General features: G+C 36.8%; 33 protein-coding genes and 2 tRNA genes. 10 read left to right on the top strand and 25 right to left on the bottom strand.

The features are described from left to right. Genes ACZ5YP_RS06175 through ACZ5YP_RS06155 form a run of 5 tightly spaced genes read left to right on the top strand, consistent with a single transcriptional unit; the run spans position 1 to position 3,806 of the window. Positions 1–891, top strand: a complete 891-nt coding sequence (locus ACZ5YP_RS06175) for an NADH-quinone oxidoreductase subunit H (RefSeq protein WP_464834875.1) — start codon at positions 1–3, stop codon at positions 889–891. Then, on the top strand, positions 881–2,518 hold the full coding sequence (locus ACZ5YP_RS06170; protein WP_464834874.1) for a hydrogenase large subunit: 1,638 nt from the start codon (positions 881–883) through the stop codon (positions 2,516–2,518). Before ACZ5YP_RS06175 ends, ACZ5YP_RS06170 begins: the two co-directional genes overlap by 11 nt. Beyond that, a complete protein-coding gene (locus ACZ5YP_RS06165) occupies positions 2,515–3,054 on the top strand; it encodes a 4Fe-4S binding protein (protein ID WP_464834873.1) in 540 nt (179 codons plus the stop codon). Before ACZ5YP_RS06170 ends, ACZ5YP_RS06165 begins: the two co-directional genes overlap by 4 nt. Next, on the top strand, positions 3,038–3,517 hold the full coding sequence (locus tag ACZ5YP_RS06160) for an NADH-quinone oxidoreductase subunit B family protein (protein ID WP_464834872.1): 480 nt from the start codon (positions 3,038–3,040) through the stop codon (positions 3,515–3,517). The genes ACZ5YP_RS06165 and ACZ5YP_RS06160 overlap by 17 nt, the downstream gene beginning before the upstream one ends. Then, entirely contained in the window at positions 3,510–3,806 is a 297-nt protein-coding gene (locus tag ACZ5YP_RS06155) for a hypothetical protein (RefSeq protein WP_464834871.1), read from the top strand. The genes ACZ5YP_RS06160 and ACZ5YP_RS06155 overlap by 8 nt, the downstream gene beginning before the upstream one ends. A 4-nt stretch (positions 3,807–3,810) precedes the next feature. Here the strand turns inward: ACZ5YP_RS06155 and ACZ5YP_RS06150 are convergent, their stop codons facing one another. Beyond that, complete coding sequence (locus tag ACZ5YP_RS06150; protein ID WP_464834870.1) at positions 3,811–4,173, bottom strand: hypothetical protein; 363 nt, start codon at positions 4,171–4,173, stop codon at positions 3,811–3,813. 76 nt (positions 4,174–4,249) lie between these two features. Here ACZ5YP_RS06150 and ACZ5YP_RS06145 point away from each other — a divergent pair, with 76 nt between their 5' ends. The 4 genes from ACZ5YP_RS06145 to ACZ5YP_RS06130 all read left to right on the top strand — a co-directional run bounded on the left by ACZ5YP_RS06145 (position 4,250) and on the right by ACZ5YP_RS06130 (position 7,350). Continuing rightward, complete coding sequence (locus tag ACZ5YP_RS06145) at positions 4,250–6,199, top strand: hypothetical protein (RefSeq protein WP_464834869.1); 1,950 nt, start codon at positions 4,250–4,252, stop codon at positions 6,197–6,199. A gap of 13 nt (positions 6,200–6,212) precedes the next feature. Next, a complete protein-coding gene (locus ACZ5YP_RS06140; RefSeq protein WP_464834868.1) occupies positions 6,213–7,010 on the top strand; it encodes a translation initiation factor IF-2 subunit alpha in 798 nt (265 codons plus the stop codon). Next, positions 7,007–7,207 (top strand): RNA-protein complex protein Nop10, encoded by a 201-nt coding sequence (locus tag ACZ5YP_RS06135; RefSeq protein ID WP_464834867.1) that lies wholly within the window; start codon positions 7,007–7,009, stop codon positions 7,205–7,207. The genes ACZ5YP_RS06140 and ACZ5YP_RS06135 overlap by 4 nt, the downstream gene beginning before the upstream one ends. 69 nt (positions 7,208–7,276) lie before the next feature. Beyond that, positions 7,277–7,350, top strand: a tRNA-Asp gene (locus ACZ5YP_RS06130). 73 nt (positions 7,351–7,423) lie between these two features. On the opposite strand, the gene ACZ5YP_RS06125 is transcribed toward ACZ5YP_RS06130, so the two are convergent. From ACZ5YP_RS06125 to ACZ5YP_RS06075, 11 genes are read right to left on the bottom strand one after another with little or no spacing between them, the layout of a single operon-like run. After that, the gene (locus ACZ5YP_RS06125; RefSeq protein ID WP_464834866.1) at positions 7,424–7,936 is read right to left on the bottom strand and encodes a hypothetical protein; all 513 of its coding nucleotides are present in this window, start codon (positions 7,934–7,936) and stop codon (positions 7,424–7,426) included. After that, positions 7,933–9,078, bottom strand: a complete 1,146-nt coding sequence (locus tag ACZ5YP_RS06120) for a DNA primase small subunit domain-containing protein (RefSeq protein WP_464834865.1) — start codon at positions 9,076–9,078, stop codon at positions 7,933–7,935. The genes ACZ5YP_RS06125 and ACZ5YP_RS06120 overlap by 4 nt, the downstream gene beginning before the upstream one ends. Continuing rightward, positions 9,056–9,811 (bottom strand): proliferating cell nuclear antigen (pcna), encoded by a 756-nt coding sequence (gene pcn / locus ACZ5YP_RS06115; protein WP_464835969.1) that lies wholly within the window; start codon positions 9,809–9,811, stop codon positions 9,056–9,058. The genes ACZ5YP_RS06120 and pcn overlap by 23 nt, the downstream gene beginning before the upstream one ends. A 58-nt stretch (positions 9,812–9,869) precedes the next feature. After that, entirely contained in the window at positions 9,870–10,211 is a 342-nt protein-coding gene (locus ACZ5YP_RS06110) for a transcription factor S (protein ID WP_464834864.1), read from the bottom strand. A gap of 2 nt (positions 10,212–10,213) precedes the next feature. After that, a complete protein-coding gene (locus ACZ5YP_RS06105) occupies positions 10,214–10,591 on the bottom strand; it encodes a hypothetical protein (RefSeq protein ID WP_464834863.1) in 378 nt (125 codons plus the stop codon). Then, complete coding sequence (locus ACZ5YP_RS06100; protein ID WP_464834862.1) at positions 10,588–10,872, bottom strand: DNA-directed RNA polymerase subunit L; 285 nt, start codon at positions 10,870–10,872, stop codon at positions 10,588–10,590. The genes ACZ5YP_RS06105 and ACZ5YP_RS06100 overlap by 4 nt, the downstream gene beginning before the upstream one ends. Before the next feature lie 26 nt (positions 10,873–10,898). Continuing rightward, a complete protein-coding gene (locus ACZ5YP_RS06095; RefSeq protein ID WP_464834861.1) occupies positions 10,899–11,516 on the bottom strand; it encodes a DUF2067 family protein in 618 nt (205 codons plus the stop codon). A 4-nt stretch (positions 11,517–11,520) separates the two neighbouring features. After that, positions 11,521–12,075, bottom strand: a complete 555-nt coding sequence (locus ACZ5YP_RS06090) for an exosome complex RNA-binding protein Csl4 (RefSeq protein WP_464834860.1) — start codon at positions 12,073–12,075, stop codon at positions 11,521–11,523. Between the two features lie 2 nt (positions 12,076–12,077). After that, the gene (locus ACZ5YP_RS06085) at positions 12,078–12,743 is read right to left on the bottom strand and encodes an METTL5 family protein (RefSeq protein ID WP_464834859.1); all 666 of its coding nucleotides are present in this window, start codon (positions 12,741–12,743) and stop codon (positions 12,078–12,080) included. After that, the gene (dph2, locus tag ACZ5YP_RS06080; RefSeq protein ID WP_464834858.1) at positions 12,737–13,762 is read right to left on the bottom strand and encodes a diphthamide biosynthesis enzyme Dph2; all 1,026 of its coding nucleotides are present in this window, start codon (positions 13,760–13,762) and stop codon (positions 12,737–12,739) included. Before dph2 ends, ACZ5YP_RS06085 begins: the two co-directional genes overlap by 7 nt. A 17-nt stretch (positions 13,763–13,779) precedes the next feature. Continuing rightward, positions 13,780–14,307, bottom strand: coding sequence for a 50S ribosomal protein L16 (locus ACZ5YP_RS06075; RefSeq protein WP_464834857.1), 528 nt, complete (start codon positions 14,305–14,307; stop codon positions 13,780–13,782). A 121-nt stretch (positions 14,308–14,428) separates the two neighbouring features. Between ACZ5YP_RS06075 and ACZ5YP_RS06070 the strand changes: the two genes are divergently transcribed. Further along, positions 14,429–14,532 (top strand) — tRNA-Leu (locus tag ACZ5YP_RS06070). Between the two features lie 9 nt (positions 14,533–14,541). On the opposite strand, the gene ACZ5YP_RS06065 is transcribed toward ACZ5YP_RS06070, so the two are convergent. The 13 genes from ACZ5YP_RS06065 to ACZ5YP_RS06005 form a co-directional block, all read right to left on the bottom strand. Next, positions 14,542–15,447, bottom strand: a complete 906-nt coding sequence (locus tag ACZ5YP_RS06065; RefSeq protein WP_464834856.1) for a radical SAM protein — start codon at positions 15,445–15,447, stop codon at positions 14,542–14,544. Between the two features lie 435 nt (positions 15,448–15,882). Further along, positions 15,883–16,926, bottom strand: coding sequence for a hypothetical protein (locus ACZ5YP_RS06060; protein ID WP_464834855.1), 1,044 nt, complete (start codon positions 16,924–16,926; stop codon positions 15,883–15,885). After that, positions 16,923–18,398, bottom strand: coding sequence for a complex I subunit 5 family protein (locus tag ACZ5YP_RS06055; RefSeq protein WP_464834854.1), 1,476 nt, complete (start codon positions 18,396–18,398; stop codon positions 16,923–16,925). Before ACZ5YP_RS06055 ends, ACZ5YP_RS06060 begins: the two co-directional genes overlap by 4 nt. Before the next feature lie 34 nt (positions 18,399–18,432). Then, complete coding sequence (locus ACZ5YP_RS06050; RefSeq protein ID WP_464834853.1) at positions 18,433–20,013, bottom strand: proton-conducting transporter transmembrane domain-containing protein; 1,581 nt, start codon at positions 20,011–20,013, stop codon at positions 18,433–18,435. A 5-nt stretch (positions 20,014–20,018) separates the two neighbouring features. Beyond that, entirely contained in the window at positions 20,019–20,507 is a 489-nt protein-coding gene (locus tag ACZ5YP_RS06045) for a Na+/H+ antiporter subunit E (protein ID WP_464834852.1), read from the bottom strand. Beyond that, entirely contained in the window at positions 20,500–20,919 is a 420-nt protein-coding gene (locus ACZ5YP_RS06040) for a sodium:proton antiporter (RefSeq protein WP_464834851.1), read from the bottom strand. Before ACZ5YP_RS06040 ends, ACZ5YP_RS06045 begins: the two co-directional genes overlap by 8 nt. Beyond that, positions 20,912–21,724: a hydrogen gas-evolving membrane-bound hydrogenase subunit E gene (gene mbhE, locus ACZ5YP_RS06035; protein ID WP_464834850.1), complete on the bottom strand. Its 813-nt coding sequence runs from the start codon at positions 21,722–21,724 to the stop codon at positions 20,912–20,914. Before mbhE ends, ACZ5YP_RS06040 begins: the two co-directional genes overlap by 8 nt. Then, a complete protein-coding gene (locus ACZ5YP_RS06030; protein ID WP_464834849.1) occupies positions 21,717–21,977 on the bottom strand; it encodes a hydrogenase subunit MbhD domain-containing protein in 261 nt (86 codons plus the stop codon). The genes mbhE and ACZ5YP_RS06030 overlap by 8 nt, the downstream gene beginning before the upstream one ends. Next, entirely contained in the window at positions 21,974–22,339 is a 366-nt protein-coding gene (gene mnhG, locus ACZ5YP_RS06025) for a monovalent cation/H(+) antiporter subunit G (RefSeq protein WP_464834848.1), read from the bottom strand. The genes ACZ5YP_RS06030 and mnhG overlap by 4 nt, the downstream gene beginning before the upstream one ends. Before the next feature lies 1 nt (position 22,340). Next, complete coding sequence (locus tag ACZ5YP_RS06020) at positions 22,341–22,610, bottom strand: MrpF/PhaF family protein (protein ID WP_464834847.1); 270 nt, start codon at positions 22,608–22,610, stop codon at positions 22,341–22,343. 398 nt (positions 22,611–23,008) lie between these two features. Continuing rightward, on the bottom strand, positions 23,009–23,350 hold the full coding sequence (locus ACZ5YP_RS06015; RefSeq protein ID WP_464834846.1) for a hypothetical protein: 342 nt from the start codon (positions 23,348–23,350) through the stop codon (positions 23,009–23,011). 6 nt (positions 23,351–23,356) lie between these two features. Continuing rightward, positions 23,357–23,806 (bottom strand): ArsR family transcriptional regulator, encoded by a 450-nt coding sequence (locus ACZ5YP_RS06010; RefSeq protein ID WP_464834845.1) that lies wholly within the window; start codon positions 23,804–23,806, stop codon positions 23,357–23,359. 27 nt (positions 23,807–23,833) lie between these two features. Next, the gene (locus ACZ5YP_RS06005) at positions 23,834–24,343 is read right to left on the bottom strand and encodes a hypothetical protein (RefSeq protein WP_464834844.1); all 510 of its coding nucleotides are present in this window, start codon (positions 24,341–24,343) and stop codon (positions 23,834–23,836) included. Positions 24,344–24,362: the final 19 nt, after the last annotated feature.

Below are 24,362 nucleotides of genomic sequence, written 5' to 3'. Positions count from 1 at the left end.
GTGGAGTTTACACTCCCACTAATAATACCTATACCTATAGCACTATTTGGAGCATGGCTTTCGATATTACTAGATGGAGTTGAGAGAAAAATAAAAGCAAGAATACAAAGCCGTATTGGTCCACCAATAACTCAAACACTACACGACCTCTTAAAACTAGTAGAAAAAGAAGTAAAACCAATACACACAATGCCTTTTGTAGTCTTCTATGTAGCTTCTTCTCTAGTAACACTACTTGGATCAATATACCTAGCACACTTGTATACTTTGAACAACGACTATCATACAATAGCTCTCTCACTATCTCTCTTCGTGATCTCACTAACCACTATTACACTAACACCACTACTAGTACCAAACCCATTTACATATACTGGAGGTATGAGAGAAGTAGTTCTCGCACTTGTAAACGAAGCTGGATTTATACTGTCATTTGCACTTACAATTATGTCTCTAAATACGGTTAAAACAACATGGTATGCAATTATACCACTAGTCTTTTCAACTATAACACTACTTGTTTCAGGATATGCGCTTACAGGTCGCGTACCATTCGATATGCCTGAAGCAGAGCCAGAAATAGCCTCTGGAATATTATTGGAATTTAGTGGCAAACTACTAGCACTCTACCTATTATCTAATTTAATGAAAAAGTACACTGTAAAACTCGTTATATCCAGTCTCTTCTTAGCACACATTCTTGGAGCTGGATATGAAACACTAGTATATTCAATTATACTCACACTGGTATTATGGATACTATACTCTACAATATCTGTTTTACTTGGTAGGTCTAGAATAGATATTGCTCCCAAAACCCTTGCAAAAGTATATATAGCTCTTTTAATGTTATCTATAACAGGGTTATTGGTGATTACATATGTCGGATAAAACGCAAGTCCTAGAAAAATACATTGGTTTAACCAGGGAGCATAATGTAAACGTAGCGATCGATGGAGATACTATTCACATAGTAGTACCAAGAGAAAAACTCGTAGAAGTAGTATCAAAACTAGTCAAGGAGTATTCAAATACGTTTAGAGTATGTGTGGGGACAGATGAAAGACCAGTAAACGGGCACTTCTCACTAACACATATATTTACAGACGACAAGAATGGATTCTACGTACTAGTTAAAACATATGCAGATGGAGACAACCCTGCATTTCCAAGCATTATAGATGTGGTTCCAGGAGCCGATTGGTGTGAAATGGAGGCCCGCGACCTATTGGGTTTTGAATTCACTGGCAGAACCCATTATAGACTAGTACTACCATCCGAGTGGCCTGAGGGAGTACATCCACTTAGAAAAGACGTTCCATATAACTACAGACCACAAGTAAGAGGAGTAAGTGAGAAGATATCCGAGTCAAGCGAGTATGGAGTGGTCCCCCTAGGTCCATACCATCCAGCACTCCACGAACCAGAATACTTCGAGCTATATGTCGAGGGAGAGAGAGTAGTAGATGTTAAATACAGGGGTTTCCACGTACATAGAGGTATTGAGAAACTCGGAGAAACAAGAATGACTTATCAACAAGTAAACTTCCTCGCAGAGAGAATATGTGGTATATGTGGATTTGAACACAGTACTTGCTATGCACTAGCAGTGGAAAAAGCAGCTAAGCTAGATGTCCCAGAGAGAGCACAGTTTATAAGGAGTATAATTCTAGAAATCGAGAGGCTCCACAGCCACCTACTATGGCTTGGAGTAGCATTCCACCTAGTCGGCTACGACACAGGCTTTATGCACATGTGGCGTATACGCGAAAAAGTAATGTATCTCTCCGAGTTATTAACAGGCAGTAGAAAAACATATGGAATAAACCTTGTTGGAGGAGTAAGAAAAGACATCAACGAAGAAAAGAAGCAAAAAACCCTTGAAACACTCCGAGAACTAGAAAAAGAATTCAAATCCTTTATTGAAATAGCTGTCACAGTACCACAAGTTAAAAAGAGACTCACAGGGACCGGTATACTACCAAAAGAAGAAGCTTTAAAACTATCCGTAGAAGGACCCGTTGCAAGAGCGTCAGGTATAGATAAAGATGCCAGAAGAGACCTACCATACGCTGCATATAAATACGCGTCGTTCAAAGTCCCAGTATACAGCGAAGGAGACAATCTGGCCAGAGCACTGGTTAGAATAGACGAGACATTTGAATCTATATCTATAATAGAACAACTACTAGACAAAATACCACGAGGCCCAATCCTACTCGAAAAATACGAGATACCAGAAGGTAGAATAGGAGTACAAGTAGTCGAGGCACCACGAGGAGGAGACGTCCACTACGTTGTAACAGGACATGGAAAACCATACAGGTGGCGTGTAAGAGCACCAACATACAGTAATATACCGGCATTGAAGATAATGTTGAAAGACCAACCACTAGCCGACGCCCCACTCACAATAGCAAGCATAGACCCGTGCTTCTCGTGCACCGATCGAATCCTTATAATAAGAGAAAACGGGAAGAAAGAATGGCTCAAACTCACACCAGGTGGTAGAATATGAATCCCGTGAAGAAAATTGTAAAACCACTAGAAGTACTAGTAATAGCCGGTAAAACAGGCAAAGTAACAGTCAAATACCCCTTCGAGGAACCACTAGTATCACCCGAATTCCGCGGGAAAATAGAAATAGACCCAGCAAAGTGCATAGGTTGCGGAGCCTGCGTCAATGCATGCCCACCAAACGCACTAGAAATGATTGAATCCGAAGACAAGAAGACACTGAGATACTTCGTGGGGAGGTGTATCTTCTGCTGGAGATGTATAGACGTATGCCCTGTTGGAGCAATAAAGGGAACAAGGGAATTCGAGCTAGCAACAAACGACCCAATGGATTTATACGACTACATAGTACACTCCAAAGTAGTATGTGAAGAATGCAAACATCCAAGTAGCGAGACAGCCAGGATGTTAAAATACGTCTGGGAAAAAGCACCAATAACTGAAAACTACAACAACAAGTGCCCCGAGTGCAGAAAGAAATCATTTATAAAAGCAGTAGCGAGCAGGAGGGCTGGTCCAATTGGAGAAAAAGCTTGAGAGATTAAAGAAGAGCATATGGGTATTTCACTTAAACACTGGTAGTTGCAATGCATGCGACATCGAAATACTAGATGCCCTCACACCATACCACGACGCCGAGAGATTCGGAGTTAAACTAGTTGGCTCACCGAGACACGCAGATGTATTACTACTCACTGGTCCAATAACACTTGAATCACTACCAAAAGTTATAAACGCTATTGAAGCAACACCAAGACCAAGAATAATTGTAGCACTGGGTAGTTGCGGGTCTGGAGGAGGAATATGGCACGATACCTATTCAACTATTGGTGGAGTAAACAATCTACTCAAAATACTGAAAGAGAGAGGTATAGAAGTAGACGCCGTATACTATGTACCAGGATGCCCTATTAGACCAGAAGCCCTCTTATACGCCATAGCCCTCGTGAAAGGACTAGTGGAGAAGAAAGCCAAGTCAAAGGTGGCTGTTGTTGAATAACGAGTATTCTATATACATCTGTGGATTTGAACAACAAGAAACACTTTTCTCTAGGCATTTTCTAACTGGAATAGCTCCATGTAGAAAAATAGCTTCAAACATACAACTCTCTAAAATAGGAGAAATACTAGATAGAAGCCTACTCGAAGCCCTTGTAGACAAAGAAGAAGTAGTAGTAACAGAACCCAGTATTATCCATAAAATCCTAGTTGCACTGGGAGTAGCCGAGGAGAAAATCGAAGAAGTACTTTCATCACCCTATCTCTATGTATTAATTAAGAAAAACTAGTTGTCTAAAACAATACTAAGACTACATAGGTAATTAAGTAAACTATTATCAACCCTGCTGAGAGCTCTATTATTGTTTTAACATTTACTTGTCTACTCGGCTTCTTTTTCTGCTCATATCCACCACTCAACACTGGTAGTTTTACAGCAAATACGTATGAAGCGAGAATTACAAGAACTAGTAGTGTATATCTAAGTGTTAAAACACCAATACTGCTTGTTGAAGAGTAGTCTGTATACAGTGTATTTGAATATACCAATACGTAGACTGCCAGTAGTAAAGCCCATACAAACCCCGAGATTTTAACTACTAATCCTCCATATTCTAGTAGATTTGTCAATCCAGTTGTAATACGCTTCTTCAACATAGTCACCACGAACTACAAGTAAACCTTTTAACTTCAAGGATATTATAGTATGGCAAGGTTAAAAACAGGTGTTGTATTGATGAAAACTAGTTTAAACAACAAGGTATTTATCGCTGGGATAATACTACTTGTAGCTTCAATAATAATCCACTATGCTTCTCTCTACATCTTTAACTTCATTGATCACCCATATACTCTAAAAGCTATGAGAAATACTGGTAGCGTCCAAGAATATTGTAGAACAATCGATATTAGTGGAGCCTGTATGGGATACTATATCTATCTATGGCTATTCTCAAATATTCCAGTCCAGCTATCACCAATACTACAAGTTCTAGTAGTCATACTTGTCTATCTTACAGTATACAAGTTGACTAGAAACCATATTGTCTCGGGTATTCTAGCACTAATATACTCGTTAACACCTGGTGTTATACTAGCGTATTCTCTAGACCAAACTGGTTTGGTTTATACAGCATCTCTAGTGGCAATAACGCTACTACTTCTAATTCGTGGATTTACTGGAGAACAGTTATTCATGGTTTTAGGCGTATTACTCTACATTCTACTACTACTCCACCCACTAACACCAGTAGTCTTGATAGCAACATCTATTACATATCTTGTAGTAGGCGAAACAAGTAAACTCCGGAAAACCCCACTTTTACTCTTAATTGCAATGTCTACTGCTACTCTTATAGCAATGATTGTAAATAGTGTTTCATATTATGGCCTCTATGGAGTAGTCGGCGTTGTAATTGGTTTAATATCAAGTCTAATCCTACTCGTCGACAAGGGAGAGATTAAACCTGGATATAGAGTTCTCATATCTCTATCTGTAATTGTTATTGGAGTGTTAATGGGTTTAATTACTTCAAGACTATACGAGATTGAATTTACAGTACTCGTCGAGAATAAGAGCCTTGTAGTACTCTATGGTATAGCAAGTATTCTCTCTATTCCAAGCGTTATACTCGTATATGCAGGGAAATCATCCATCAATATAAAACACATACTAGTACCAGCCGTGGTTACATTGATTATATCTATGTTTGACCAGGCAGTATATGTAGTAGCACTACCAGTACTCGTAGTTTTAAACAGTGTATTTATATTGACTCTTGTAAGTCAATTACAACTGGCATTCCAGCAATACAGGAAAACACCTATTTCTATACTAGGAGTGTTTATACTAGTCTTACTGGTTTTAACTCCTGGGCTTATATATGCTATACCAGTATCAAACACCAAGACCTCCATTGATAGAGAACTACAAGTATTAATAGTAGATAAAGGATTTGCCGTTGAAAACTACGATGAAAAAACAGTATTAAATGAAATAGCAAGTAGAATAGCAAACTATTCCCAGAGTAATAGAGTTCTCATAGTTGCTCACTGGGACTACACGTATTCATTATTAAGTATGTTATCTAGTAGAGGAGTAGACACTCAATTCATTACTCATACACATGGAGACCACTCCAGTAGAAAACTGCTTTCAACAATTATGACTAGTCACTGGAATACATCTCTAAAGATCATGAGAGAAATAGCAAATCAAACAAACACTAGAGATGTATACATACTGGTCTCATTTGCGTATTCAAAACGCGGAAACGACTCATTCATCGGTGTCGCGGGAACACTAAATCTACCTGGATACCAGTATCCACAAGAAGCATACTATGCATATGGAGATACATACCGGATACTAGAATACCTACACTATGCAAACAAAACACTATCAAATTATGTATACAATGTGGGATTAGATGATAGATTAACAGCTCTACTATGGACTAGTAGTGGTGAAGAACTACTCCTCAATCAACTAGTAGTAAAAGCACTGATAGATACTGGTTATTCAAGAGTCTACAATAGATTGATAAATATAAATCCATTGAATCCAAGCATAGAAAACGTAGAGTTGATATACTACTACGATGTTAAAACAGGAAGTATTAGAACTATATATGGGGAGTATGAAATACACTATATGGTAGCAGTGTTTAAACTAGTAGCTTAAATGGTGAATACACATGGTTTTACCCAGAAAAGAACTACCCGACGTGGGCGAATTAGTAATTGCTACAATACAGGAAATACACGACTATGGTGCATATGTAGCACTAGATGAATATGGAGATATGAAGGCTTTTCTACCATGGAGCGAGATATCCTCAAAGTGGGTTAGAAACATTAAAGATGTCATTAGAGAAGGGCAGAAAGTAGTAGTCAAAGTAATACGTGTAGATAGGTCGAAGAAAGAAGTAGACGTCTCTCTAAAAAGAGTAACTGATACAGATAGACAGAGGAAAATGCAGTGGTGGAAGAGGTATTCAAAAGCCTGCAAAATAATTGAAATAGTAGCACAGAAAATAGGTAAAAGCATTGAAGAAGCATATAGAGAAGTAGTTTGGAGACTAGAAGACACATACTCCGATGTAATGTACGCCCTTGAAAGAGCAATAATTGAAGGCGGACAGGTATTAATAGATGCAGGCGTGCCAGAAGACTGGATTCAACCACTCATCGAGGAAGCATCAAGACACATCAAACTAAAAGAAGTAGTTGTAAGATACAAGCTAGTATTGCAATCAATAAAACCAGACGGAGTAGAAAGAGTCAAGAAATGCCTTGAATCAATAGCTGAAACGCTAGACTCCAAGGGCATAAGGTATAGACTCTACACAGCGGGCAGTCCACGATACATACTAGAAGTCTACGCTACAGACTATAAAACAGCCGAGGAGGCAGGAGAAGAAGCATTGAAAACAGGAGAGAAAACAGCTAGAGAACTAGAACTACTATTCCTAGCAGAGCGTGAAAAACAATGAACTGGTTAATGAGAAAATGCACCAAGTGTGGTAGATACACTCTTTCAAAAGACAAGTGTCCACACTGCGGAGGAGAACTAGTAGTACCCCACCCTCCACGTTTCAGCCCCGAAGATAAATACGTTGAACACAGATTGAAAATCAAGTTCGAGAAAGGTCTTTTAAACCTCGATGAAAAACCCTATTACATCCCATAATAATCCCACCTTGGAAACTCAACGTAGGTAGAATTTAAAAACCGTCTAAATATTTTAATTCTATAGGATGCCGCCGTAGTATAGCCCGGTTAGTATGCGGGCCTGTCGAGCCCGTGACCCGGGTTCAAATCCCGGCGGCGGCGCTAAATCCTACTATTCATTAATACAGCTAGTGACGGTAAAATCATCAAGTGTTTTAAATTGCAGGATAGAGATTTATTGTCTATTATTCTGGAGTGTAGAAAATATCTTGATTACTGGGTGTGTTATTGGTTGACCGCACTCTTTTAATACTGCTTCTATGAATTCACTAATAGTTAAAAGCGCGATTTCTCCTGGTTTATATAGTTTATTGTCTACTTCGCATTTTGCTTTGAATTTAAAGTAGTATTTTTCACTGTGTCCTAGAGTAAACGGTGAGAGTATTGCTTTCTCGGCTTCTAGAAGTAGTAGTATATACTTTCCAATCTCTTTATCAATTGAATTCTGGTCTATTTGTTTAAGCATAATTGTTTTAACTAGCCGGATGGTAGATAATCGCTCTAGGTCTCTCATGGTTTTTTCAATAGTCAGCTTCAATACTTCTCTACTTACATCTGGGAGGTCGTGGAGTTCTACATATGCGTTTTCAAACGCCTTTCTTATACTGTTTACTCTGCTAGGTGGAATAGAAGACAATGTTTTACTTCGTAGTTCTTCACGTAAAATTCTAAGGTAGTGTTCACTCATAATTTAACCTCTAATTCACTATAGTCGACTGGGTATACTAATTGTTTAATAACTAAGTATAAACCTATATGTGCTTCTAGTTTAATGGTTTCTCCACGTGAGAGAGAAACCTTTGAATCCAACGCGTTGAATTCACCTGTAACTAGTGATTTTACTTTGATAAAACCCTTGAATGGCGAGAAATACGAGTAGTTGATTCCATGGATGTCAGTGTTTAAACTGACCTCTCTCACTCTCAGGCCAGCCTTCATATTCAAACTATTTCCAAATCTTGAAAGCCTACTAGTATCCATTGTAACAGCTTTATCTATTTTAATACAGACTTCGTTTAGTAATTCATCTAGATAAGTTGAATCAATTGCCTCGTAAATAATGGGTTTTCTCGATTTATCGACTTCTTTCTTTACTACAATACCCTTTACACGTGCTTTTTCCAGTACTCTCCGTCTCAATCCATATTCACTCTGTGTGAATAGAATTGAGCCTCTGAGAGATGGAAACATTCTATCTCTATCTAATCCCTCACAAGACACGTAGTCCGCAATTGCTCTTCTAGCTTCTCTTGAAAGCAAGTATACTTGCTCATCCAACACTCTAACGTGAAAGCCTCTATTACCAGAAAAGTATACCTTTATATTGGAAAACCCGTATTCCAATGTAAGAATCTCTACTAGTGACAATACATCTTGCCAAGCCTTCTCAATACAAGTCCAGTCGAGAAACGAATACTCTACTGGTTTACCACCCATACGACATGATTCTACTTCCTCTTGGTAGATTTCACCCGTTGACGGGCAAATCCATATCTTTTTTTCGCAACCAGGGTATTTGTCTGCATCAATATCAAATATTAACTCCGAGCCCTCCCATACCTTATCCTCCATTTTGCTAGCATCTGGTGTAGTATACAGTGCAGAAGAGTAATACAGGTGTAGTGGTGTTTTTTGTTTAGTAATATACTCGTATAAAAGATTCATGTAGGGAAAAGCCAAGTGTCTTATGTACACGCCGTCTTCAAGGCTTTCTAGTGCTATTTCCCTCTTGTGTAACATACTGGGTTCTTCTAAGGGCTTTCTAGCATAGTATTCACGAATAATGTTCTTTAAAAACACTGTTCGATTAATCTGTTCTCGGCGCGACATAGAATAGCAACAATCCCCCTCCTGGTAGGTCAAAGACGAGTTTTAAGGGTGTTTCTACGCCGAGACTCAGCGAGAGTGTTTCTGAAGCCTGCGAGGCGGCCGCTATATCTGACAGGTATTCAATAGTATATTTCGACCTTGCCTCACCAGTTGATTCATATTCAATAAGTGCTCCAGACGAACCACTCAATACTATTTCTGCCTCGGCTATCTCGCTCTCTGCTTTAACGTAGAGTGTATCAGAGTTTTCAGGTGCATAGAACTCTACAGCATCACTAATAGCTTCTAATTCTTTAATAACATCTTTAAACAACTTGGGTAAGATTTTACACTTAAATGTCTCTTCAAAGCTTATCTCTGGTAGCTCCTGGTATGGTAATTCAATACTTGGAAGAATAAACCTCCTCGAACCCTTACCTTCGAGGTAAACTCCTATTCTACCAGCCTGTTGGAATTCCAATACTAATTCATCTCCCTTCTTTGCTCTCCTCAATACTTTTGCTAAATCCTCCATGTTAACGCCGAGAGTAACTTCTCTTGGAACCTCGAATTCGTAGAATGCACTTGCCGGAATGAAGAAGTCTACTAGTGCTACTCCAGATGGATCCATAGCTTTGAGTCTCAATCCTTCCTCGTTTATTTTAAAACTAGCTTCTTCTATTATCTTTGATATTGCAACAATTGAATACTTCCACACAGATGCCTCTCTAAATTTGAGCCTCAAATAATTCACCATTTTATATTATACTCTAGAGAGATGTTTTAATATTAATCACAATAGTTTATCAACACTACTCGTATTCTCTCCAGACAAAGCCGCATTTAACACACTTATAGAACCTTGTTGGTGGTTCATCAGCTGCTCTTGTCTGTATAACCCAGTAGTAGGCTTCATGTGCACCACACTTTTTACATGTTACTTCTCTAGTTATTGGGAGTTTGGACACGTCGACTTGGCCGTCTAAAATAATTGTTTTCTCCTTAGCGCTGTGTTCTATCTTACTCGTTATCTTCATAGATGCAGTATTATTTGCTTCTATTTTATATCCACATCTACTACAAACCATTACTGTTTTTCCATTTTCTTTAGCAGGTTTCATTATTCCTCCACATCTAGGGCATATTTTAACCATAACTACCACCACGAATTGTTTTGTGAAACAACATCTACGATAAGCTCTATATCACTAGGCATAATTAAGCCCCTTTTATCTAGTAGACGCGATAAAAGCTCAACTAGTCTACAATGAGTGTTTTTCAATAATATCTCATCACTGCCTTCAACTACTTTAAACCCTGGTAGAGAAAACAATGCATCGTATTTACTTGTTTTACAGGGTAATACGTAGGTTACCTCGTTAATAGTTTTCATTTTCTCTATGAGAACACGGCTTAAATTGTATACTCTACTCTCTACAATAAACAATTCCTCGAGGAATAAACGCCTATATGTAGCAAATACCGCGTAGTATTCTCCAATTACATATGTTAAAATCCGTGCTTCTAGTTTCATTCTTGTCCCAGGGATTCCTCAACGAGTTTTCTAAATTCTACTACTTCGCTTCTTAGTTTATCAAGTATTTCTTTTAATACACGGGATAAGTCGTTGCCTTCTTTGACGATAATTGTAAACTCCATTATGTCTTTTAGTGGGTGGGGTATTCTATATGATGCATACTCTACACCTGGGTGTTTCAATGCTTCTTTCATTAATAGATTTCCTAGTGTATGGTCTTCTCCCTTAATTTCTAAAACTAGTTCCCTCTCTGTTTTAGAAACTATTTTTATCTCCATAAAGCACACCTCGATACAAGTTCATATTATCTTCTAGTGCTTTTTAAAAACACGTCTAGTGCACTACGCCAATCACGTGTCACAATATATTTACCACTCTCGTTTTGAGATAGTAGTCCCTGCTCTAGTGACTCTTTAACTATTTCATCAATTGATAAACCCGTGATAATACAGAGAGCTACTATGTAATTCCTCGTCGATGTATTGCCCGCTACACGAGAAGCTTCATTGTTTAAATCAGCTGTTTTCTCTGCTAGTCTAACTACTTCTTCAAACGATGCATTTGTAGCTAGCTGGTTTTCACCCTCAAGTAAGTCTGCATAGTAGTTTAGTCTTTTCAATACTTCTATTAGAACTCTTGGTGGAAAAGTCTTTTTAATCATTTTGGTTATTAAGTCGACGCTATACTTTCTAACTCCACTCTTCCTCGTGATTTCTTTTAGTGGGCCGACGAGTCTTTTTATTTCAAACCATAACTCCTTTACATCTGATTCATAACCATAAACTTCTATTAACAATCCTTTTTCAGTTACATCGAAAGACGCGTAGTTTACAGATGGCATTTTTTCTTTCAACAACTCGTATAGTTTAAAACACTCGTCTTCTCTACAGGGAACAAATAGTTTTCTTTTAACGAGAGGCAATCACTCACCTCAATACATATAAATATCCAACAGCTAATTTTCTCTTCTCCTGTCTCCCACACGATTTACATACTAGATATCCAGCTTGGTGTAGGTAAAGTGTTCCACCACAATTTGAACACTGAGCTGTTAATACACCTGTTGATGGTTCTTTAATTGATAATAAATATGGCGGAGTAGAATTCAATACCCTTGCTTTGACTATATCGCCTGGTCTAACATAGTCTAGTAGACTAGTAATATATTCACTAGTTATTTGTGAAATATGTAGTAGTCCTACGGCTTCTACTCTAGTGTTTTGATCTTGCGTACTATAAATTTTTACAATTGCCACTTCGTCAGAAGCACTTGTAACCAATCCTTCAACAATACTATTTGGTTTTAGAGTCAACTCTCTTTTAACTAGTGGTTTTACATCAATATTCTTTTTATACCTGTCTAGCGTGGCGAGACCTATTATCGTTGACCTTATATAGCCCTTTCCATCAATATATGCTCCTCTAATTGGAATGGCTTCCTCCTCTGTTGCCAGTACTTCGCCTGGAACTACAAAACTCATTTCTACAACACCTTTTTCTCCAAGCCTATAAACAGTGTTTTTACCCTGTAGATTCTACGTTTATGCCTACTATAAATCATTGGTATTTGAAAATCCAGTATTTCAAACCATGCTATTTCAAATCCATATTTACTAGCTAGAGACTTAATAATTTCAACCAGGCCCTCAGAATACTTGTGAAAACTGTAGACAACACCTGCACTTGCAACTGCTACTTGTAGAAAATCAAGGTCTAGTCCCCTATTCTCTCTATAAACCCCAAATGGGGGATTCATTAATACAACATCTACACCTGTAAAAACCATGTCTACAACATCTCCCATAATAAATATCAATCTATATACTAGCCCAGCGTAGTTTCTAGATACAAACTCTATTGCAACAACCAGTAAATCCCAGTCGATATCTACACAAATACTTCTCCTAGCTCCTACTAGTAGAGTAGCTATTGACAATATACCAGTACCACACCCTAAATCCAGTATTGTCGAGGACGCAGTCTTCTTCTTCATGTATAAAATCCACGCTGCATGAGCTGCTAGACTTGTTGGTGTTTGATATTGTTCAAGTTCTCTCTTGAACAATCTCGAGCCTGGAATCGTTGAATATGGAGATAAAAACATTTCTAGTTCTGATTTGCTTCTCGGCGTATTAATAGAGATCACCATGGATAAATATATCTATCTAAACCACGAACCATAGCTATAAACTCGCCGGGAGTTAAAACAGGCTTATAGAATTCATTCAAGTCGTCTATTGGTAGTCTAGGACAACTAGTTACAACATACAAGTCTAGTTTCAAAGCATCATCTATAGCTACAAGCCGGTTTACATCTAGATATCCAGCTGTAACTCTATATACTCTATAACCAGAATCCACGGCCAGTCTCTCAAGGTATTCAACTAGCTTCGGCCTATACTGTGAAAACCTAGCACCAATAATCAAGCCCAGTTTACCTCCCGCATTTCTTGCTCTATAGATCTCGTAGAATCTTCGTTTAAGTACTTTAACGGCTTCTTCACTCACACTCCAAACTCTATTCATATACGGGTCTACTCCTATTACTGGTTTAGTAGAAGAGAGCGCTAGACCTAGTGGGTGAAACACTCCTCCTACTACAACTAAGTGTGCATCAACTTCTCTATCATATACGAGTACATTAGAGTAGAAACAACCAATTACTGGTTTACTCACATTGTATACTGTAAAACCACTACTCAGTAAATACTCAGCTATTTTATTCTTCAATTTAGATTCTACTAGACTCGAAGAAACTGTAATCCTATAATACTTGTTTTCTTCGAGTACTCTACGGAGATTAATGAAAAGACTTTCATCGACCACTCCATTATAGAATACTGGAAGGTATACTACAGGTATATTATTCCACTCATATTCTGCTAACTCGTATTTTTCGTGGCCAATGTGTACTATTAAATCAACACCTAGAACTACTGCTTCATCTACTGGTAGATCACATGCTCCAAAACTCGGACTTGCAGATAGGTAGACTTCAACTCTCCTAGTAGAATCACTGAGGAATAGAGAGAGGCATTCATAAACATGTTTTAATCCATCAGGTGCTTGGAGAAGTATTCTTAATGGCTTTTCAGTTTCTCTAAGTATTTTCAAGAGGGGGGCAATATATACTTCGTAGCTACCACAAGTTAAAAACTCTTGGTTCAATATGTTTTTCTCCTTGTCTAGCCAGCTGGTGGAAGACCTTCTTTTAATGGTCTTACAACTATTCTCGTTGGCAATGGTAGTTTTGAAGCAGCTATTCTCAAAGCGTCTTTCGCCGCTGCCAAGTGGTTTTTAAAGACTCTTAATACAATGATTTCCTGGCCTGGATAGACTCTAGCAGCTGTTCCAACTGGTTTACCAAATGCTAATCTCATTCCTTCTTGTAGACGGTCTGCACCGGCGAACGCTAGCATTTTGTTTTCACGTATAACGTGGTGTGGATATACTTTTACCTTTAAGTAGTAGTTGTTTTCACCAGCTATTGTTGAAATCCTCTTTAATGCATTTACACGTGCTGATTCAAGCGCGTTGTGTCTAATTTGACCAGCTTCTTCTACAACTAATGCGAGTTCATAATCATAGTCTTTATGTATATCTCCCATTTCAAACTTGGTTATCTTTGGCATTGGAACTCCTGGAATATACTCTTTTCTAGTGTATGGCGGCCCACTAAACTTGGTATAACACCTAGCAGGCCTTAGAGGCATAGCTTAAACACCTCTTATTGATTTAACACGTCACCCCTTTTAAATAGCTTTAACAAGCTACGCGGTAGACTCAATTAAACATGATTAAAAGACCCCTCTAAAACTAAATAGTATAATGGGTGCGGGGGTGCCCGAGCCTGGCCAAAGGGGGCGGACTCAAGATCCAATGGCCCAGGAGAGATCCGCTGGCGTAGGCCTGCGTGGGTTCAAATCCCACCCCCCGCACTTTAACTCCTAGTAGAAGTGTTTTTCTACATACCTCCCTTTTATTGGTATTACTTCTCCACACCTAGGACACTTGTATCTACCACTACTACTATCTAGTTTGAAGTCTAATACTCTATACCCACTCCTATAGATCAGTGTTTTACCACACCTCGGGCACTTTGTAGACTCGTAGTCGGGATTCCAGGTATTCCCTACATACACGTATTTCAATCCCTGTTGCAAAGCGTATTCTCTAATCTCTAGTAGTTTACTAATTGGTGTTGGCGGCTCTCTCCACCTGTGTGCAGGGTGGTAGCGGTTTACGTGTAGGGGGACCTCCAGCCCCAGGTAGTCTAGGTGTTTACTTATAATCCACTCATAACACTCTTTGAAGTCATTGGTGTTTGTTACTACTAGGTATACTATTTCAACATGTGCACCGTGATCTAGTGCTATCCTCGCATTTCTAAATACTACTTCATGGTCTACTCCGACAAGAGCCCTCTTCATTTGTGGACAGCCTTTTATATCAGCTGAGAAACCATCTACACCTGCATCGAGAACAGTCTTCAAAGACTTAACTGTAAAATACATGTTTGTAACCATCATTGAATACAATCCGTGTTTAACAGCTATTTCAGTAGCATCCACGACGTAGTCTAGATTAGTCAATGGCTCATTGAAACTAGCTGATAACCCCTCATCACCTTTTAAAACAGCTAGTTCTACGAGTTTCTCTGGTGGAATATATTCCTCGCTACCACTTGGTTTAACAAAGCTTAAATGGTCGTTTTGACACCATGGACAATAGAAGTTACAGCCATAATTACTATAGGTTAGTGCGGTTGAACCAGGCCAGTAGTGATACAGTGGTTTTATCTCTATAGGCCTACTCTCAATAGCACTTAGTCTACCATAACCCCTATGATACAAAACACCACTAGTGTTAACATAGTTACCACAAACACCCGTGACACCATTAGGGAGAACACACTTTCTCTCACACACTAAACACCTAGTTCTAGAATCACCTATAGACTCGTAGAAACGAGATATCTTCAAACAAGCCGTTTGTCCCTAGAGGGTCATTCTTTATTGTTTTGGGGTTGCCTCTAGGGACTTCCACCTCGCCCACAGGGCTTTGGAGACCGCTGTGGGTTCATGGGTGGCTGTCGAGCCCAACGGCACGGGGCTCCCATCTACGTTTATCCCCGCGGGGCTTGGAGCAACGCTCCCATCACCCCAACCAACAATAAAAAACCCTAGCAGACCCTAATAAACATTTCTGCCCCCATGAGAAATCTAGTTAAAAACTATTTAATACACTACTATTGAGTTTAGACATATCCCACCAGCTAGTAGATAAATCTAAGTAACTAGTAGAATATAGATTACTAGAGCCAGTAGTATTAAAAGACCTAGAATCAAAGTATTTGTAACAAGTGAGTATTCAAATACACGATGCAATATCTCAATACCCTCTACAATTCTAGATTTAACCCCTTCAATTACTCTATCTTCTAACCCCCTGTAAAACCCCGTTATTCCGCTTAGTAGTTTTTCAATATTGATCGATCTCTCTATTGATTTAAACATGGTTTTCTTAGAGGGGTATTGAATAGTATATTTGAAATTTTTGAAATCCAGGTATTTCCATGAACTAACATACTTCAATACTAGTATTAGTTTAGATATATATGGAGTATAATTAAATCTATGAAACATCACTATTTTAACTACTAGCTTTTTAAATGAATTGATATACTTATTAATTGAAATCCATAATACACTTATACTTCTCAGAAACACTGTAAACCTAGTAAATAAATCACCAGTAGTATTCCTATACAAAGAGACAATAGTATCTAGAATACGTAGTATTAAAACATATAGTAAAGTAGCTATAATAGAAATCAATAAGGCAATGTAAACCAATAAGTATGATGAGTAATGTAAGACTACAATGTAGTGCGATGTAACTATGTAAGTAGATAACATAGTTAATAAATAAACATATTTTTTTAGAGTAGAATACAATAGAGTAGTTATTTGAATCCAGAGAGTAATCAATACAATGTGTAATAGAAAAATAAAAGCATAAACTAAGTTATTGAGTTTAATGTATACTATGTAATTTAATACTATGAGTAGTGTAGTTAGAAAAAATAATTCAAATACTCTACTCATATCACGATGTAGTTCTAAAAGTACTAGTATAGAAATTGCTACAATAAATAGTTTCAATGAGTATTCTAAGACATAGATATCTCCACTAATTAAACCCCATGTAGAAATAATAAATCCAGTTAATACAAGGAGAAACACTGTAACTAGTAGACCCTGAGGGTATTTCAATAATCCTCTGTACATAGAGTGAAAAACACTGGTTTTACTTGTATACTCTACTTTCATTTTATAATCTCCTTGATTAAAATATATGTTCCAATAAGCAATATAACCACTATTGGTAGCAACAATGTGAACAAAGCTAATACATCACCTACTATTTCCCTACTAGTTTCAATAAATATTACTGGTGTAAAAAATAGAGAAGTAATAGACCCCATTAAAACATAGTATACTAGGTTCTTTATAAATCCCCCTATGGAGACTTCTACACTACTACCTGGTTTTACATGTATTTGTAGATATTTTGCCGAGTAGACAATAGAGAGAGCAACTTCTATTGATAAAACTAGGAGTACAAGTAGATATATGTAGTTCAAAGTAATTTCATGAATTACTGTTGAAAACATCCATAACTTAGCAAAAAATCCAATTGTAGGTGGTAGTCCAAGCATTGCAAGTATTGAGAAAGAGGCAGCTAGTGATTCCAATGGTAGAACTCTATAAACAAATCCTAATTTATCGATTCTTCTCTCGTGAAATACTACTTCAATAACACCTGTATCCATGAAGAGAGTTGTTTTAAATACAGCGTGTGTTGCAGTATATGCTATTATTCCATAGTATGCTAGTGGATCACGTGTTTTAAGGTAAATAGCTGTTAGTATTGCAATAACACCCATATGAGATATACTACTATATGCTAAAAGCCTCTTAGCGTCTTCTTGGAAAATAGCTTGTAGTCCACCATAAACAGCTGTTAAACAACCAGAAGCTATGAGTATACTATGTGCTAATTCAATATCAATAGTGTAATTAGTTAATAGTAGAATACCATATACACCCATTTTAATCATTATACCAGATAGTAGAGAAGAGACTGGTGCAGGCGCCATGCTATGCGCATCTGGTAGCCAGAAGTGTAGTGGTATTAAAGCCGCTTTAGACATAAAACCCAGGATAATAAGAGCTGTTAAAACCGGATGTGTAAAATTCAAGTCGAGTCTCCATATATACTGTGTTAAAGCTGGATTTAACCCAGTCAATGCAAGAAGTGTAAAAAGTGCTATATCAGTTGGTATCATAGAGAAAACAAGGTATCTAAGTGAAGCCCTTATAGCCTCTGGATTTACTCCAACAAAGGCGTCATAAGCAATTAATATAAAACCAACGAGTTCTGTTGCAAGCCAGAATAATACTAGTTCAAGTAGATACTTCGATGCAAAAGTCATTATCATCGTTAAAGCAAGAAGGTCTGTGAAAAAGACAAGAGATCTCGATGTATACTTCATATAGGAGTATTCAACTGAAAAGAGAGATGTAATGAGACTTAGAGGTAGTGTAATAAGAATAAACATTATCTGAGTAGTTTCAAAGGGAGGGAGTAAGATGAGAATAGAGATTAAAGAGTATCCAATAAACTTAGTAAGCAACCAGTAGAACTGCTTGGAAAATGGTTTGTAAAATGTGTTTCCAAGATATATTACTAGCATTGAAATTACAAATACACTATATCTCTGTAAATCTATAAACTCCATATTTAACACCATTTGCAACTACTATCTTCATCAATTAAATCAACCCTTCTACTCCAATACTTTTAACAATATACTCTCTATAATTACCTAGTAAATCCTCCCCTACATTTATTATGAAGATTCTAAATGGCTCATATAGAGTGAATAGCAATCCAAGAACAATGAGAGTTGTACTAAGGAGTAAAATAATTGTTTTTGGAATAACCGTGTTTCTTAATTCCTGATCACTTCGTGTAACTGCCTTATACGTATACATTACATGTAGAAGCTTGAAGTAACCTATAGCTGAAATACCCGATACTACTAGGACTATAATGGGTAGAGTAATCGATTTATTAATTCCAGCTAGAACCAATAGTGCTTTACCCCAGAAACCAATTGTTACTGGTAGTACTCCAAACAAATTCAATATAGCTACTACTAGTGAGAAAACCATTGACTTACTATTTTTCAATACCGCTATACAATTTATACTACGTCCACATCCAATAATTAACAATCCAGCTAGATAAAATAATACAGCATCCCCTAGAATATTTGATATCAATAGTAGAATTGCTGATACAACTCCAAATACATTATCTAGTGTAATTCCTAGGAGAGCGAGACTAAATTGTGAAATTGTACTGTAAGTAATGAGTTTTTTAATGTCTTTTTCAACAATCATTAACAATACCGATATAAATGCTGAAATAATAGCTAATACTTGTATAAATGAAAAAAGCGTTATTCTAAAAACAACTAGTTCTTCAATAACACCCCATCCTAGAATAGTAGTAAAAAACCTCATGAATAAGTAAATACCTATACTATCAGCTATTGCTGTAAAACCAGCTGATATTGGTAGAGGTGCTTCAGAGTAGACATGGGGTTGCCATGTAAACCCTATTGGTAGAATACCGGTTTTGAATAGAAAAACCCAGACCATTAGAGAAAATGCTATTTTAGAAGTTAAAACAATATCGCCTAGTACACTCTGGGAAAATGGAGTAATCGCGTTTGGATTACGTAGTTTAAGAGCTATATCAGCCATATTGAGAGTTCCGAAAGCACTATAAATCAATACTACAGCGAAAAAATATATTGATGTCGCAACTATACCAGTCATAGCATACCTCAATGAAGCTACAATAGCAGTTGGTTTACTCCTATAGAAAGCTACTAATCCATAAGCAGATATTGAGAGAAGCTCTATTGAAACAAAGAGGTTGAATATATCTCCTGTGTAAAAACAACTAATAGAACCAGCTGAGAGAAGGAAGAGTAGTGAGTAGTATAAGTACTTCCACTCCGATATAATAAACCACTTACTATAAAGTACTGTTAAAAACAAAGCAGTCATTGATAGAAAGCCGAGGAGTGAGCTTAGTAAATCCACAGTGTAGACTATTCCAAGTGGTGGTTTAAACCCAGCGAAACGATAAGATACAACTCTATTTTCAACAACATTGATTAAAACAAGTAGACTCATAATAACAGCTATTCCACTCGTAGTAAGAGATAGTAATTCAACGAGTCTTTGAGATTTCCAACTCTTGTTTAATATTGGTATAAGTAGTATTATCACTGATACAGCTACGAGGAAGAATGGAAGTAGTCCAATAAGATACTCCATAATTCTCAACCAAAAATCTTCTCTACGAGTTTTTCAAAACCACTTGTAATTATCAATCTTGCTTCATCAGGGTTAAATGTAGATGCATTTATCCAGTGGATATACATGAGTTTTGAATTCGTATCGATATTTAATACTATTGTACCAGGTGTATTAGTCACTGTTAATGCTATTAATGTAACACCATAATCTGATTCTACGTGGTAGGGTACTGCTACAATAGCGGGTTTAATTGGTTTATTAAATAAAATTATCTCTACTAGTTCCAAATGTGCATGTATTTCTGCTTTTACAAAGTAAACTATGTATTTAAACAAGTATAGGAGTTTTAAGACATCATATAATCTAAGTGTCTTTTTTACTATACTTGATTCAAATAAATAAGTTGTAATAGCCGATACAATTACACCTATAACTAATGTATAATACTTAAACGACCCAGTTGAAATAATAAAGAAGACTAGTATTATAGTGAATACAAAGAGTTTATTCAAAAACCTCTTCAACACCACCACTCCTCATTGCTTTAATACTAGTTGTACCATAGTGTTCATAGTAAACTAGAATTAAACCAATTACAAACATGAAAACAGCTAGACTAATAACGATCGCTGTTAATACAAGTGCTTGAGGCAATGGATCAACTGCAATGTATTTAAACTCTTCTAATTCCCCAGGTGAAACAGGTTCTCTTATTAAAACAGGGGGTTTTGGATAAGTATTATTGACAACTCTAAAACCAATAAATAAGGCAAATAAATTAATTGCATCAGTAAACATAATGAGACATATAAACTTCTTTATAAGAGATGGTCTTGTATAAACACCATACATTGCAATAGCAATATTTACTATAAATGCAATAATCGATGTTCTAAATGCTAATTGAATAAAAACTTCACTCATAGACTTCTCTAACCTCAAATGCCTTCTTCAACTCTACATCTCTAAGAGACAATAGCATCAAAGCTGTTGTAAGACCTGTGAAAACAATGAGTAATTCAAATACATTGTAAAAGAAGATTGAACCCGCTAATGGTGCATCGAAGAGAAATGAAGGCATTGATATAAAAGAGTCTTCTTTACTCATATTCTGGAAGATATAGGATTTAGTATTCAATATAAACCCTATTAACAAGGGAGTAATAGCAACTATTATTAATCCAATTAAACACAATCCTCTAATTACAACGAGTCTCTTTGATCTATAACCCATGTAATAGAGGAATTCAAGTGAGTAAACAGCTATAATTAGAGATGATATAACAGCTAGTGTTGCACCACCTTGAAATCCTCCACCAGGAGTGAGTTGTCCATGAGTAGCTATTGCTAATGCATATGCTATTATTAATGGAATAACGATTTTAGTAGCTGTTTTTGTAATTGTAGATAGTCCTTTTGGTTGTAAAAATACTTTCTCCTCAAATCCACGTAGAAGCGTGTAAATAGCTATTATTGAAGCCATAAGCACTGTTGTTTCAAGAAAAGTGTCGAATCCTCTATAATCCCATATTATTGCTGAAACCACGTTGAGAGAAAACGATGTGTAATTAGAATACCAGGGGTTATATGAATAGTAGAGATATGATTCACCTAGACTACTAATTATAGGTGTGGCTATTCTAATATATCCTTCAAGCCATATGATTAGAGATATTGATAGTACAAGTAGTGAAAGTGAAAATGCTACTAAAACATCTCTTTTAATCATATTCTCTCCACTCCGTCTTCTTTATCAATAGAAATAAGAGTAGTGGTGTAATCCCTACTGATACAGGTATATAAGTTATAAAGAGGTCTGGAGCCATTAAGAGATAGTAGAGGAGTGAGTGGAATATACCCTGACCTAGTAGTAGTAAAATAGCAACTACTAAATTCCTCTCTTTTACTATTAAATAAGCTAGAAACGTTGAAGTTAAAGAACATATTATAACGAGGAGGTATGGTAAAACAACTATATTCAATCCTTATTCACCCCGCGACTTAAAGCATCGTATTCAAGTGGTTGTTTAGGTGCAGTATTCGAATTATATGCTGCTCGTGCAAGAGAGTGAGAACCACTTGGAGCAAGTATGAGTATTATAAACACGCTAATAAGACATATAGCTGTTATAAATAGTCTTTGAGAACCCATTTCTTCCAGTCCAATTGCTAAAATAGCAACACCTAGTAGTGGAAGAATGGATCCACCTATACAACTAACTGTTAAAGCATGTAGTCTTAGAAAGAAGCTTGGTAGTTTTAAAACACCTATAGCTCCAACCACCTCGAAGAAAGAACCTATAGCAATCAATCCCAATCCAATACCATAGAAAACAAGATTCAATTCACTCACCCATCTCTCTTGCCTCGAGGTATTTAGATACAAATATATCTATTGCATGAATCCATAAAACAAGAGGTATTACACCAGAGACTAAAATGGGGTTTTCAAGGATTATTGATAAAAGAGCGAGAAATACTGCTAAATCAAAACTAAGTGCGTCTAGAGCTAAAACACGGTCTGGTATTGTAGGGCCTTTAACTAGTCTTATAATATACATTAATGCAGTTACTACGTAGATAGATGTAATTATTAGTAAAACACTACTAAGCATTTCAAAACCCTAAATACCTAATAAACACACCGAGGTTAAAAACCTAGGCTACAAGATGAGTAGTTAACAGTAAACTAGTAGAAAAACCCGACTTTAAAAGCTCTATATAATCACTGTGAAAAACCACTAGATATATACCCTTATGAATATAGGTTCACGGAGACCTTGTTTAAATCCTCACTATACAGAGTAAAAAACTATCTCTTTTTAATTTTCATATATTGTTCAACTTTTTACTAATTCACTTATTAACGAGTCTTTAAAGTAATACGTTATAAGATGATGTAGTATTGGTCAGTATTCAACGGATTCGTCACTTATCGGCGAGTACAGCCTTCTTCATCCCATTTATTAATTTCCAATAAAGGGTAATTAATCATTTAAACCGGGCCTATTTACTATTTATTATAAATGGATGCAGAGGACTTAGACTCCGGGATCTGAGCGGGTGATGAAGTCCCGCCCCTACTAAGCTCGTTGAGTGTTTTAATAAGTGTTTTAATTGATAAGCTTGAGCGTAGATTTCTCCATTGTTCATTGTAAACAGAGATAATGTATTTACTTAACTCGCTCGATAAGCCGGTTTTTCTCAGTGTTTGTTTTAATCTATAGAGGCCTGTTCTAAAGTGATACCAGAGTTTTATTTTTACAGTGATATACCAGAGTGTAAACTTGAATAATAAGACTATTGCTACTAGTATTAGTGTTACAATTACAATAATCATTTTTACTTTCTTCAATGTAGTTCACTCTCTACACTCTCTCAGTGTATACCTAGGCCTCTTCTCACTACCCTTATTTACAACCACTCCACTGGCTTCTAGAAGCCTTATTTTTCTAGCCACTATTCTACGTGAAGCCTTTCCTCTTAGTTGTTTTACACCTCTATAAACCTCTGAAATACTCTTCTCCCTGCAATCCGAGAGCACATAGATAATTGACTCTGTTATAGGATCAGTCCTTCCAATACGTGTAAGAACCATCCAAGCTCTAAGTAGAGATTGGAAAACAATGAGAGACGGTGCTTTTAAAAAAGACAGGAAATTGAAGAGTAGGTTTTGATCACTATAATATGGAGACTTCATAGATTTAATTAATTGTTCCAGTCTATCTATTCTACGAGCTAGTATTTCAAGTATTTCGAGTAATTCTTCGAGTTGAGATAGTGTATCATTGCTACCCCTGTTTTCATCCATGAAAAACTAACCTTTCTCTAGATTTTACTATTCTTTTTCTTCCTTCTCTACTTTCCTCTGTGTAATTACAGGCAATAATTTCTCAACGATCTCTCCAATATTAGCCATTGATAGCGCTTTGTTTACATAGTCTTTAATTATCTCTTGTATTATCGGGTCTGGCATACCAGCATTCTTTAAACTCGTATATAGTGCAGATATATTCTCGCCCAGTCTCTTTCCATCCATTAACTCCATTAGTTTACCAATAACTGAGCCAATAATGTCGCGTCCCACATCGCCTAGTACTCTAAGCATATTGGTTACTTCTTTCAATTCTAATAGTTCTAGTTCCGGATGGCTTTCAAATCTATCTACAGCGTCTTCAAGTTCCTCGACTATATCACTCAATTTCTCAATGAGTTCTCGTTTATTAGGTATCTCCTGTTTCTCTAGTTCCTCTAGGTTCTTTTCAATCCTGGCAATTAACTCCTCTATTCTCTTGACAACCCACTCTTTTTTCTCACTGCTTTCCTGGCTCCCTCTCTCTGAACTCATATATCACCACCAAGAATGT

This window comes from Sulfophobococcus zilligii, from assembly GCF_055398255.1.
This window is presented reverse-complemented; position numbering and strand designations above follow the sequence as displayed.

Coding starts and splice junctions, on each gene's coding strand:
- ACZ5YP_RS06170 (WP_464834874.1), top strand. CDS start 881: ATGTCGGATAAAACGCAAGTCCTAGAAAAATACATTGGTTTAACCAGG.
- ACZ5YP_RS06165 (WP_464834873.1), top strand. CDS start 2,515: ATGAATCCCGTGAAGAAAATTGTAAAACCACTAGAAGTACTAGTAATA.
- ACZ5YP_RS06150 (WP_464834870.1), bottom strand. CDS start 4,173: ATGTTGAAGAAGCGTATTACAACTGGATTGACAAATCTACTAGAATAT.
- ACZ5YP_RS06140 (WP_464834868.1), top strand. CDS start 6,213: ATGGTTTTACCCAGAAAAGAACTACCCGACGTGGGCGAATTAGTAATT.
- ACZ5YP_RS06135 (WP_464834867.1), top strand. CDS start 7,007: ATGAACTGGTTAATGAGAAAATGCACCAAGTGTGGTAGATACACTCTT.
- ACZ5YP_RS06125 (WP_464834866.1), bottom strand. CDS start 7,936: ATGAGTGAACACTACCTTAGAATTTTACGTGAAGAACTACGAAGTAAA.
- ACZ5YP_RS06120 (WP_464834865.1), bottom strand. CDS start 9,078: ATGTCGCGCCGAGAACAGATTAATCGAACAGTGTTTTTAAAGAACATT.
- ACZ5YP_RS06110 (WP_464834864.1), bottom strand. CDS start 10,211: ATGGTTAAAATATGCCCTAGATGTGGAGGAATAATGAAACCTGCTAAA.
- ACZ5YP_RS06105 (WP_464834863.1), bottom strand. CDS start 10,591: ATGAAACTAGAAGCACGGATTTTAACATATGTAATTGGAGAATACTAC.
- ACZ5YP_RS06100 (WP_464834862.1), bottom strand. CDS start 10,872: ATGGAGATAAAAATAGTTTCTAAAACAGAGAGGGAACTAGTTTTAGAA.
- ACZ5YP_RS06090 (WP_464834860.1), bottom strand. CDS start 12,075: ATGAGTTTTGTAGTTCCAGGCGAAGTACTGGCAACAGAGGAGGAAGCC.
- ACZ5YP_RS06085 (WP_464834859.1), bottom strand. CDS start 12,743: ATGGTGATCTCTATTAATACGCCGAGAAGCAAATCAGAACTAGAAATG.
- ACZ5YP_RS06075 (WP_464834857.1), bottom strand. CDS start 14,307: ATGCCTCTAAGGCCTGCTAGGTGTTATACCAAGTTTAGTGGGCCGCCA.
- ACZ5YP_RS06060 (WP_464834855.1), bottom strand. CDS start 16,926: ATGAAAGTAGAGTATACAAGTAAAACCAGTGTTTTTCACTCTATGTAC.
- ACZ5YP_RS06055 (WP_464834854.1), bottom strand. CDS start 18,398: ATGGAGTTTATAGATTTACAGAGATATAGTGTATTTGTAATTTCAATG.
- ACZ5YP_RS06050 (WP_464834853.1), bottom strand. CDS start 20,013: ATGGAGTATCTTATTGGACTACTTCCATTCTTCCTCGTAGCTGTATCA.
- ACZ5YP_RS06040 (WP_464834851.1), bottom strand. CDS start 20,919: ATGAGTGAAGTTTTTATTCAATTAGCATTTAGAACATCGATTATTGCA.
- mbhE (WP_464834850.1), bottom strand. CDS start 21,724: ATGATTAAAAGAGATGTTTTAGTAGCATTTTCACTTTCACTACTTGTA.
- ACZ5YP_RS06020 (WP_464834847.1), bottom strand. CDS start 22,610: ATGCTTAGTAGTGTTTTACTAATAATTACATCTATCTACGTAGTAACT.
- ACZ5YP_RS06010 (WP_464834845.1), bottom strand. CDS start 23,806: ATGGATGAAAACAGGGGTAGCAATGATACACTATCTCAACTCGAAGAA.
- ACZ5YP_RS06005 (WP_464834844.1), bottom strand. CDS start 24,343: ATGAGTTCAGAGAGAGGGAGCCAGGAAAGCAGTGAGAAAAAAGAGTGG.